Source organism: Methanosarcina sp. A14 (assembly GCF_001729375.1).
GTDB lineage: Archaea > Halobacteriota > Methanosarcinia > Methanosarcinales > Methanosarcinaceae > Methanosarcina > Methanosarcina barkeri.
This window is the reverse complement of record NZ_LZPK01000248.1, coordinates 1-10,805: the sequence shown is the minus strand read 5'-3', so window position 1 is coordinate 10,805 and position 10,805 is coordinate 1. Positions and strand designations below refer to the sequence as shown.

At 37.7% G+C, this 10,805-nt stretch carries 11 protein-coding genes and 1 pseudogene; 4 read left to right on the top strand and 8 right to left on the bottom strand.

All coding sequences use genetic code 11. From position 1 onward, the window contains the following. Positions 1-17: 17 nt before the first annotated feature. Positions 18-562: pseudogene (locus tag A9239_RS11980) on the top strand (transposase); the annotation flags it as partial. Between the two features lie 48 nt (positions 563-610). Here A9239_RS11980 and A9239_RS11975 read toward each other — a convergent pair. Next, the gene (locus A9239_RS11975) at positions 611-943 is read right to left on the bottom strand and encodes a hypothetical protein (RefSeq protein WP_048117672.1); all 333 of its coding nucleotides are present in this window, start codon (positions 941-943) and stop codon (positions 611-613) included. A gap of 315 nt (positions 944-1,258) precedes the next feature. On the opposite strand from A9239_RS11975, the gene A9239_RS11970 reads away from it, so the two are divergent. After that, a complete protein-coding gene (locus tag A9239_RS11970) occupies positions 1,259-2,290 on the top strand; it encodes a class I SAM-dependent methyltransferase family protein (protein WP_048117674.1) in 1,032 nt (343 codons plus the stop codon). A gap of 677 nt (positions 2,291-2,967) precedes the next feature. Here the strand turns inward: A9239_RS11970 and A9239_RS19560 are convergent. Continuing rightward, positions 2,968-3,132, bottom strand: coding sequence for a hypothetical protein (locus tag A9239_RS19560; RefSeq protein ID WP_155400465.1), 165 nt, complete (start codon positions 3,130-3,132; stop codon positions 2,968-2,970). Here A9239_RS19560 and A9239_RS11965 point away from each other — a divergent pair. Beyond that, the gene (locus A9239_RS11965; RefSeq protein ID WP_048117676.1) at positions 3,113-3,448 is read left to right on the top strand and encodes a matrixin family metalloprotease; all 336 of its coding nucleotides are present in this window, start codon (positions 3,113-3,115) and stop codon (positions 3,446-3,448) included. The genes A9239_RS19560 and A9239_RS11965 overlap by 20 nt on opposite strands. Positions 3,449-3,604: 156 nt before the next feature. After that, positions 3,605-4,099 carry a hypothetical protein gene (locus A9239_RS11960; protein WP_048117678.1) on the top strand — a complete coding sequence of 165 codons (495 nt, stop codon included), beginning with the start codon at positions 3,605-3,607 and terminating at the stop codon, positions 4,097-4,099. Positions 4,100-4,674: 575 nt separating this feature from the next. Here A9239_RS11960 and A9239_RS11955 read toward each other — a convergent pair. The 6 genes from A9239_RS11955 to A9239_RS11930 all read right to left on the bottom strand — a co-directional run bounded on the left by A9239_RS11955 (position 4,675) and on the right by A9239_RS11930 (position 10,612). Beyond that, the gene (locus A9239_RS11955; RefSeq protein WP_176722135.1) at positions 4,675-5,169 is read right to left on the bottom strand and encodes a DUF6141 family protein; all 495 of its coding nucleotides are present in this window, start codon (positions 5,167-5,169) and stop codon (positions 4,675-4,677) included. Positions 5,170-5,673: 504 nt separating this feature from the next. Beyond that, positions 5,674-6,315 carry a DUF6141 family protein gene (locus A9239_RS11950; RefSeq protein ID WP_369815421.1) on the bottom strand — a complete coding sequence of 214 codons (642 nt, stop codon included), beginning with the start codon at positions 6,313-6,315 and terminating at the stop codon, positions 5,674-5,676. A gap of 162 nt (positions 6,316-6,477) precedes the next feature. Then, complete coding sequence (locus tag A9239_RS11945) at positions 6,478-6,837, bottom strand: carboxymuconolactone decarboxylase family protein (RefSeq protein ID WP_048122875.1); 360 nt, start codon at positions 6,835-6,837, stop codon at positions 6,478-6,480. 238 nt (positions 6,838-7,075) lie between these two features. Further along, positions 7,076-7,543, bottom strand: coding sequence for a DUF2124 family protein (locus A9239_RS11940; RefSeq protein WP_048117680.1), 468 nt, complete (start codon positions 7,541-7,543; stop codon positions 7,076-7,078). A 359-nt stretch (positions 7,544-7,902) separates the two neighbouring features. Continuing rightward, positions 7,903-8,868 carry a methenyltetrahydromethanopterin cyclohydrolase gene (gene mch / locus A9239_RS11935; protein ID WP_048117683.1) on the bottom strand — a complete coding sequence of 322 codons (966 nt, stop codon included), beginning with the start codon at positions 8,866-8,868 and terminating at the stop codon, positions 7,903-7,905. Positions 8,869-9,406: 538 nt separating this feature from the next. Beyond that, on the bottom strand, positions 9,407-10,612 hold the full coding sequence (locus A9239_RS11930) for a peptidase U32 family protein (protein ID WP_048117686.1): 1,206 nt from the start codon (positions 10,610-10,612) through the stop codon (positions 9,407-9,409). Positions 10,613-10,805: the final 193 nt, after the last annotated feature.

Below are 10,805 nucleotides of genomic sequence, written 5' to 3'. Positions count from 1 at the left end.
GATAGGCTGAATAGTTACAAGAAATTTTCAATTATGCTTATCAAAAGTATAAAAGGGAAATGGAGATTTTAATGTCAGTTCCTGGCATAGGAGAACTTGGTGCTGCAATTCTACTTGCTGAGATAGGCAACTTTAAGGATTTTTCTTCTGGAGATAAGCTTGCTTCCGGGCTTGGTCTGGTTCCTAATGTGTATCAATCTGCAGATAAATATCACAACGGAAGAATCACAAAGAGAGGAGCAAAGAGAGCAAAATGGATTCTAACACAGATTTCTCAAGCAGCAGCAAGAACGAAAAATAGCAGGTTAAAAGAGTTTTTTAACAGAAAAAAGAAGTCAATTGGACATGCCAAGGCAATAATTGCCTTGGCAAGGAAATTGCAAAGATAATATGGCATCTTATTACGAATGATGAGATGTACGAAGATGAAACTGGATATAAAAAAGGAGAAGTTCAAAAGAGGAAGATTGTTGAGACCGAGATATTCTCAGTTGATGAACGAATAAAAATAATTAGTGAAATATTTGCAATAACGGAAAAAGGAACTGAGGAGAGCACGTGAGGAAGATATCCTCATCTACTTTTATGCTAATTAAGCACACTGCGAAACTCAAAACTCAATAATGCTGTGATATGCATATAAGAGAATCTGAGCATCTGAAAATTTTCCATGAGACTTAAGCCTGTCTCCCTCGTGGAAAAATTTTTCGACTTTTTCGGGATGTAGGTTATTGCTTTTCGCAAAGTTTGCCGCCAGAATTTTTAACTCCTTTTTTGAAGAGTATTTCTTTGGCCAGTTTCCATCCACAAAATTAAAAATGAGCCTGCGGTTCTTATGTCCTATCGTCCTTGTAGATGGATTTTGGGATATTTCAATATAATCTTTGAATGTATCTTCTCGTAGTTTTCCCCTTATTAATTTTTCACACTCACATATAAACATTGAGCCTTCTCCTTCCCAATATATTTTTAAAAAACAACCCGCGTTCAGAAAATAGTCAAATAAAATAGTCAGCTTCACCCCGAATTGATGAAAATAATAATTATGACTACTTAGACAATTGATTTACCTGTAATATTTTTCCTGCTACAGAAAACTTTTAAAAAAATAAAGAATTGTATCGGTATACTTTTTTTATTTATTCAATTTTTCAAAATGTAACATAAATTTCAAGTCACCCCTTATTGATTATGTAATAGATTCATAAAGAGTTCAGACAAAAAACATTAATCCTATGCATGCTATCCATAAATTCCAATGTACGGAGTAATCAGGATTCCCCCGAAAAAAGGGGAAGAAATCAGGGAAAAAGCCGTTAATGAAAAATTTCTGGACACTGCAAGAAAAATCCGAAAACTTCAGACTATAGAAGGAACTTTTCTTGAAATTCCTGTCACCGAAGTTGCAGGAGGAAAAATAGAAGATTTCCCGGTTATTGAACAGGAAAATCCGGAATTCCTTAAAAAGCCCAACTCTCTCAAAGAGTCCCTTAAAGGTTTTCTTTCCGAAACTGAACTTGCATCTGTCCCGTCGGGCTGGCAGATTCTGGGAGATATAATAATAGTTGGCATCCCTGAAATTCTGGAAGATAAAAAAATGAAGATAGCTGAGGCTTTACTCTCAATGTACCCCAGATGCAGGACCGTTGTAAGGGATTTTGGGATCCAAGGGCAGTTCCGCCAGCCAAAAAGAGAACTCCTTCTCGGCAGCGAAACCGAAACCATCCACAAGGAACACGGCTGCTTTTTTAAGCAGGATGTAACAAAGGTAATGTACTCCAAAGGCAACCTTGAAGAAAGAAAGCGAATGAGTAAGTTAGGAGAAGGAGAAATTGTTGTGGATATGTTTGCAGGAATAGGATATTTTTCAATTCCTATGGCTGTGCATTCCAGGCCAAAAAAGATTATTGGGATCGAAATTAATCCTGAGTCTTTTGCCTATCTGAAGGAAAACATCAAGCTAAATAAGGTAGAAGAGATCTTTGTTCCCATCTGTGGAGACTGCTCAAAGTTTGCTCCTGAAGGAACAGCCGACCGCGTGCTTATGGGTTATGTAGGAACAACACACTACTATCTTGAGCCGGCTATAAAGGCCCTGAAAAAAAGCGGGGGAATTCTGCACTATCATGAAACAGTTCCGGAAAGTCTTGCCAGAATCAGACCCCAGGAAAGGATAGAAAAAGCTGCCTGTGCCCTGGGAAAGAAAGTTGAGATTCTGGAAACCCACAGAATAAAAAAGTACTCTCCTGGGGTTCTGCATGTGGTTGTGGACGCACGGATATTCGAATAAAAATTTGAAATTTCGCTTTTAATTCAGATTCCAGATCTTTCCGGCTACCAGCCCGCAATGCAATTAGCCTTTATCCGGAAAATTATGGATCCCTAAACTATAGCTTCCATTTGGTGAGAAACAGGAATCTTTCAATTTTGCCCTGTACTGTGACCAAGTGTGACATTTATATTTATGCTGAAAAATTTTCTGTAAATGTTTCTTTTTTGCACAATAGACCATCACCCGTAGAAAAAAACATAAACAAGTTCCCACAAGGCAACCCAGCTTAGAGATAACTCTTCAACGGTGTTATAAATATATTCTTCCGCTTCCGGATCAAGCTCTTTTTGGTAATTGTTTGAAGATCTGGTTAAAAACTTTATGTTTTATATAAAGCAGTTAGTAATCATTTAATGGGTTCAAACGAACCTTCCAAGTAAATTTGAACCCCATTGTGCCCGGGGGCATAAGTTAGCGTTAGCTTTGCGTATATTTAAGCTTACCTGATTCTGCCTCCTGAGGTTAAGGAGGAAAAATTATGAAATATGGTAAATGAATAATTGGAGCAATGCTATTAATCATATTTCTGGTAAATATTACAGCTCCGGCATCGGCGTATTCATATAGTGGATATAAATGGGGCGGAAATTACGTAGTTCCTAAGCTATAGTCACGAGGCTAAATAATGCAACTGCTCAAATGAGATACAATGAGATTTTTGCTGCAACAATTACAGGCGTGACTATAGATTCTTCAATTCCAAGTTCTTGATCAATTGCTATAAAGGCAGGCTCAACTGCGTGGAATAATGCAGGTGCAGCGTTTACCTTCAAATGGGGGATGGCAACTACAACTGACAATAGGATATACTGCACAAATGCTGGAGCAACATATCTAGGACTATCTGTTCCAAACCATACTGGTAATTATAATACACGTTATGTAACCTATTTTAATACCTATTATCCTTGGTCAACAGCATCAAGTGGAGAATCAGGTAAATACGACGTGCAGAGTGTTGCTGCTCACGAATTTGGGCACTGGTTAACATTGTACGACTTATACGATTCTGGAGATTCTGAGAAAACAATGTATGAATGGACAAGTAGCAACGAAATAAAGAAGAGAACTCTTACCTCAGATGATATAGCAGGAATCAAACATATTTATCCTTAAAGGGTGATGACAATGAATAAGAACATAAAATATATGATCGTTTTTATTGGAGCAGTTACGTTGATAATGTTAAGTGCTTTAGCGTTGTCAGGCTAACAGGATGGTGTTAAACTTACAAATCGTCCTTCACAAGACACTAAGCTTGCAAATAATGATATGCCGTTATATAGTAAATCCAGTGCATCACTTCCATTACTAGGTTCTGAAGAATTAAGTAACTACTCTGATACGATTGTAATAGGTACAGTGAAGGAAATAAATCCAAGCAAATGGAATTCTATCAATGGAAAAAGGCCTGATGGTATTGATTCATTTAGCCTGGAGAATCTTATCTACACAGATATCACCATAAGCGTAGAGAAATACCTCAAAAACCCATCGTCAGCTAAAGAGATCACAGTGAGACTAGATGGCGGAACAGTAGGAAATGATACTTTAGAAACTGATTATGAACCAACATTCAAACCAGGTGAAAAAGTTCTACTTTTTTTGACGAAAGATGTTACTATAGGTACCAGTAACATTGAGCCAAAACATCTCAGAGTTACAGGGTGTATGCAAGGTAAGTTCACATTGACTGATGATTGGAAAGCTGTAAGACCTGATAAAACTGTCAGTCAGGATGAATTATTGAACACAATTGAAAAATAAGCTGTCTGCTTAAATAGCCTTTCAAGGCTACACAATTTTTATGGACGAGCCTATCCCAAAAGTCATTTCGTTCTTAATCATCAAGAATTTTCAGGATTGTTTTCATGATCAGAAACTTGATTGATTGTTCGGAATACAGGATTCAGAGAAGCAATTTTGAGTTTTGGGATCAGCTCGACTAATTAGTTGATATGAAATTAATGATGTTTTATCCTGAAAGAGATAGCGAAAAAAATTTAAAGCTGACTTTCCGTAGATGTCCATTTAATTTTCACAATTTTTCTGGCTATCGTTTTTTCTGAAAATTACTCTGAATATTCAAACTTCATTGAAAGCTTCTAACCTTTATTTCCGGAAGTTTTAGTTGAGATAATAATTGGAAATTATTGAGCAAATGAACAAAAACGATAGCTAGAAAAATGTTCTTTTTTTTCAAGACATCTGCGGAAGGTCGGTTAAAGCTAAAAATATTTAGTATTTATCCCTGGACAGCAGTAATTATCAAAGCAAGAATTATAAAGCAGAAACTCGCAAAGCAGTAATCTCAAAGACAGAAACTCGCAAAGCGGGAATTCTCAGTATTCTGCTGTAGCCTGCTTGATTGCACTACAGAGTTCTTCAGGTTTCCTGGAGCTCAGAAGCATTTTTTCTCCTGAAATAAGTTTGAGGATTACAACCGGGCTAACTTTTTTGGAAAACTGTGATACATCAGATTCTTTTCCCGTGAGAGGGTCATAAACCTTAATTTTGCAGTCCTCCACTACATGTAAAGGGATCTTTTTGGAAGACAGATTCAGGGGTACCAGGCGAACGTATATTCCATCACTTCTCACTTCAGTTATATGCTTTGTACAGTACAACATAAAAGGGAAAAATAACCCAAAGACAATCCAGAGAGCAAACAGGTATGTTTCAGGGATGTTATTGATTCCTGCAGGTCTTCCAAAAATAAGACTATGGATTTCGATATACCAGAGTAGGAGCGCAGGATAAAGGACCGAAACCAGGAAAAAATTGTTCCGCAGATCCTGTACTTCCCTAAAAATTACGTCTGCTTTCGGCTGTTTCACAAAATTCCGTCCTTGAGATGTGCCTAATTTATTTGTGTTTTAACCGTAGACTTACCTTAGATTGTCGTGGCTAGCAGGCATCTTAATAGTGCTGAAATTTATATTATGGCTACTAATTGAACTGCATATAGTGTTCGTACACACGACCGAATTCTTTTCAATTTTATAGTATTATTTAGATACCAGTATACCTACTCAGTATTGGAGCAGGGGTGTGTAGTAGAAAATGTTCCTGATTTTCTCTATAAAAACTGAGTAATAAACCTTCCGAAAAAAATGAGAAGTTGTATATATTTTTTAATTTAAAAGTTTGAGAATAGTAAGAGTGTAAAAAAACGACAATTATTATTAAAAGTCAAAAACGATAGAGAATAGTAGTTCACGAGACAATAAAGAACAAAATGGATTAATAAAAGATTGCTTTTTAACACCCTTTTTCAAGAGCTTTGTTGTACTCTTATATAGCGCTACATTTAACCTTTTTAATGCCCCGTATCACATTTTTTACTTTTCATTAGCCTTTCTAATAGCTTCAGCGAGTTTTTCCGGGATTTGGGATCCAATCATTAGCTTTTTCATTTTATTCCCGTCTGTAAATTCTAAAAGTACACCCCTGTTACCTGCCATATTATAGGCGTTTCCCTTTAATCCATAGCGTATACCCCAGCCTCCATAATCTCTAATAGGGTTATAGGTTAGAGCTTTGTAATTTTGAATACTCTCAAACGGAAATCTTTTGAATGAGCGATGAAAAGGGTAAAAGCGAACATATATCCCGTCATTCCTGACCTCAGTAACCAGCTTTATGTAATAGAAAAAAACAGGGAAAAGAACGCCAAAGACTAAAAGTAAAAGAAACATCATCCAGTCAGGAGCCGGGTTATTTCCAAAAGGTTTCCTAAGTAAAAGCTGCTGATAAGCTCCATACCATGAAAAAACAACAGGGATCGCAATAATGAGCCAGACCCATATCTGGCTTATTTTTTGAACCTCCCTAAAAAGAACTTGAGAATTCGTTTGCTTTGGATTATTCATTTTCGCAGGATAATTCGTTTGCTTTGGATTATTCATTTTCGTTGGATAATTCATTTGCTTTGGATTACTCATTTTCGTTGGATAATTCAATTTTCTATCTACAAAGGCCATTTTTTGATAGACATCTGGATTGTGTAAAATGCATTTTCAGTCTCATAAAATGTGTTTTCCAACATTAAAATGACGGGGATTAGCCTTAGAGTCTCATAAATTCTTCAGAAAAACCCTCAAAAAATTAAAGAAAAATACTTGAATGAGTGTGTTTTTATAAAATTAATAACCTAATCTATCCATCTCTTTAAGTACTGCTTCACTGAAATCCGTAAAGTGCTGGATTCCACCTGTCCAGGCCGCAAGCATCATGGCATCGTTAATTTCGGTTCTGGTGGCTCCGAATTTATGAAGTCTTGCGAGGATTTTGACCGCGCTCTGGATATTGTTGGTTGAGCAGGCTATAGCAAAGACTATTAAATGCTTATATTTCATAGAAAGCCCGCCTTCTCTTTCACTCCAGATGGCTTTATAAAAGCCTGCTATCCCTTCGGCGAAATCTTCGTTTATCTGTCCGGCATATTCAATAGACCTGGGCATAAACCCTTTTAATTCCCTGGCTTCTTTAACCGCTTTTTCCATAATTATCATATGTCATAAGTCAGGATTAGATATAATTCTATCTTATTAGAAAATTTACAGAATTTGGAAAATAAAGAGAGGAAGGATATGTAAAAAGAGGAAGGATATGTAAAAAGAGAAAGGAAATATAAAAAAAGTAAGGAAATATAAAAAAAGTAAGGATATGTAAAAAGAAGTAAAAAGGAAATTTTTCTGCCTGGAAGTCTCAAAAATTCCTGAAAATAGACTTCAGAATCTTTCAGACTTGCAGTACCTCAACTGCCAGATCAGCATTGATGATATACTCAAAATTTATTATTTCGTCCCATTTCTGCTGCATGAATGCAGACTGGAAACAGACTCCGATAATTTTTCCTTTCTCAGAGCCTTCAAGGATTTTACTTGCAACTTCTTTTGCTTTTTCAGGGCTAATCCCTATCTTTGGCATCGAAAGTCCTCCAAGAAGGACAACAACATCAGCGTGTTTATCTGTAAGATCTCCAAGCTGCATGCCTTCATGATCCATATAGATAGACCTGGCTTTCTCAAAATCAGCGCTGGAAATAAAAGCAAGTTCCCGGTCCCTGACTACAAAACCGATAAGTTCGGCAAAAGGTGTGCAGAACCCTGGAGTTCCCACAAAAGTAATTTTTTTTGCGTCTTTGACAAGGCTCCTGAAGCTGTTCAGGATGCCTCCTACTCCCTGTGAAGTGTTTATTATTGGCACTGAATCTCTCCTTAAACTTTCAGTAAAATTTTATTTATGACCAATTTATCATAACATTTCGTTATGACATTTTTTTTATAGCATTATATTTTTACAGTAGGATTGGAGGCATTTACTTAAATAGATGATGTTAACAGCGTTTTAAATTGGGGAATCTGGAAAAAAATTGCATTTATCACCAGGAACAATAAATATAAAATTAAAAAATTTAAAGACTGAAAAAGAAAAGAATTTAGAAATTAAAAAGTAAAAAGAGATGAAAAAAAATGAAAAAAAATGAAAAAGAGAAGTAAGGAGAAGTAAAAACAAAGTTAAAAAATTGGGAAGAAAATAAAAGAAATTAAAAAGTTATTTACCCTTTAAACATTCATGATCCCGAAGGACTTGAGTAGGATTTCCGGATAAAGCCCGCCGCTAGAAATTGTTTTTGTACTATTAAGGTCGTTTACTGTAAGTCTGGCAGGAGCGAACATGCCTGCGTCAACCTTAAAGAAATCAAAGTTTGCTTCTTTGAAGGTCTGATAGAAAGGCTTTCCAAAGTCTCTGGAAGTTGTGGACGGCACATTCTTCACGAACTCCTCAAGTTCGGCAAGTTCCCCATCGAAACGGACTGTATAGTTGGTTTCGCCGCAGTAGATCACGCAATCATTAGCCGAGCCCATGCACTGTACATCTTTTCCGACAACAGGAGCAATTGGTGCAACCCCATATCCGCTTTTAATGCAGTTGATGTCAAAACCAACAGACTCAAATTTGTGGATCCCGGTTTCTACAACGCGGGCAGCGATCTGGACAGAACCGGCAATAGAGGCAGTAGGAGCGACAGCAATCATTACGTTTTCAGGGTCTACACTGCAGTGTTTTGCAATATATTCCACAACTTTCTCATCAGGGAGTTTATCTGACTCCAAGACCAGGACTGCAGCTTCGAAGTCATCTTCATACCCGATTTTCTCATAGAGCTCTTTAGGCTTTAAGCCAAGGGCACGTGCAGGACCCGAACCCATTCCGAAATAATTGTCTACAGAAATTCTCCAGCCTGCATATTGCGAAGCCATACATGCAATTACTGGATTGTCAGTAGCTATCTGGATAGCAGGCCATTTGAGACCATTCAGGTCAAAAGTAGTGTATTTGAGATCGGCAAGGTCGGCCAGGCAGAGCCTTGTGAGGTACATTCCAGCTTCATATCCACCCTCGGCTTTAACTCCACAGTCAATAACCGTAGCCCCGTTATTGAGCTTGAGTACTTCAGTTTTCAGGTCTTCGCTCCAGTCGAGCATCTCTTCAATGACGTTTGATCCCATTTCGTTGACGCTTATCAAAGTATCACCTATACTACTGACTCCGAGATAAACAGGAAATATTTTCTCACTCAGTAAGGAAGTAAGTCTTACCTGCTTTTATTGCGGAGCAAAATACTGTTTATCAGTCAGAGAATTGCTAATAAAGAACATTGTTTTTAAAGAATAATCTCAATCAGAGTTACTTATCGATCATCTCAATCAGAGTGTACTTATCGATCATTTCAATCAGAGTTACTTATCGATATGAAAATCGGAAATTAATCGGGACAGTTTACCCGGACGAAGGTCTAGCCCATTGACCAAGGTAAACAGATAAGATTATTTACCGATAAAAGGTATCCAGCCAATTGAGAGCATTTTTACCGATAAAAAGTATCCAGCCGACCGAGAGCATTACCGGAATAAGATAAAGAAATTCTTTCCTGCAATTACCTTTTTCCCGTAATTTTTTCTTTCCTGTAATTTGCTACCCGTATAGGGAGAATCCAATATATAGATACTGTTTTATTATTTTAAATATGATATTTATTTCTTTAAATACAATACATTAATTCACTTATTTTAATTGTATTATGAAAATTCGGTCATTTTTTCGAACAGTCCCTTCAACGGCAAGGCCAGCCGTATCTCCTTTTTCAGCCCTTGTCACAGTTTCACCTTTTTTCATAAGGGAACGAACTTGCTGCCTCAAATAAGTTGTATTTCCCTCAATTACGATCTCGTCTCCAACCGAAATTCCTTCTTCGAGAATCCTGACGGCTGCAGCTTGCTGTTTCGTATAATAATTTTCAATAATTCCCACAGCTCTGCGTTGTTTTTCCGAGACATTCATATCTTTTTCGGGAGAAAAGCCTTCAAGGCCTGGAACCCCAAAGTAAAAGCCAGTTGAAAAACCCCTGTTATAAACCGAAGCTAGTTCACGCCTCCAGACCTCTATTTTTTCAGGAGTATAGTTTCCTTCTATGCAGGCGTCGATAGCTTCCCTGTAGCAACGGGAAACCATTTCAAGGTATCCAGAGTCCCGCAATCGCCCTTCCACTTTAAAGGCAGCTATTCCCGCTTTAAGAAGTTCTGGAATATACTCTATCATACAGAGGTCTTTTGCACTTAGAAGGTACTTTCCAAGGCTTGTAGCAACAAGCCCGTTTTCCCCATGAAGTTCCCATTTCCAACGGCAGGGCTGAGTGCATTCTCCACAATTTCCGGATTTACCAAGAACGTAAGCTGACAGATGGCATCGGCCTGAGACTGCCATGCACATTGCACCGTGGACAAAAGTCTCGATTTCTACCTCAGTCTGCTGGCTTATCTTCCGTATTTCTTCAAGGGAAAGCTCTCTTGAAAGTATAACCCTTTCGGCCCCAAGATTTCGGTAAAAATTTGCAGTTTCGTGGTTGGTAATATTTGCCTGAGTGGAGATGTGAATTTTAAGCCCTGCTTTCCGTGCCCTAAGAATTACGGCCGGGTCCCAGGCAATGACTGCATCTACTCCTGCATTCGAAGCTGCATCTATCACATCTGATGCATCTCCAAGCCTGTCCTCATTTACTGTCGAGTTTACAGCCAGATAGGCCTTGAGACCTCTGGTTTTTACCTCAGAGACGAAATCGGCAAGAGTTTCCAGAGTAATTTCTTTTGCTTTTGCCCTCAGGCTGAGCTTGTCGGTTGAAAAATAGACAGCATCTGCATATCTTGAGCAGGCCTTAAGCCCTGAAAGATTCCTGACACCTACAAGGAGTTCAGGTTTTGAACTTTTATGCATGAAGACAGAAAACACCTATCTTTCATTTATAATATTTTATCGCTACGCACAGTATAAAAAATATCATAAATAAATGTCAACTTATGGTAGTTAATTGTAAGATTCTTCGGTTGACGGATAACTTTATATAAATGAAGAGCGTTTACCGAAATGGGGACTAAGGTAAATTTGAAGTAACTATTCAGCCATAGCT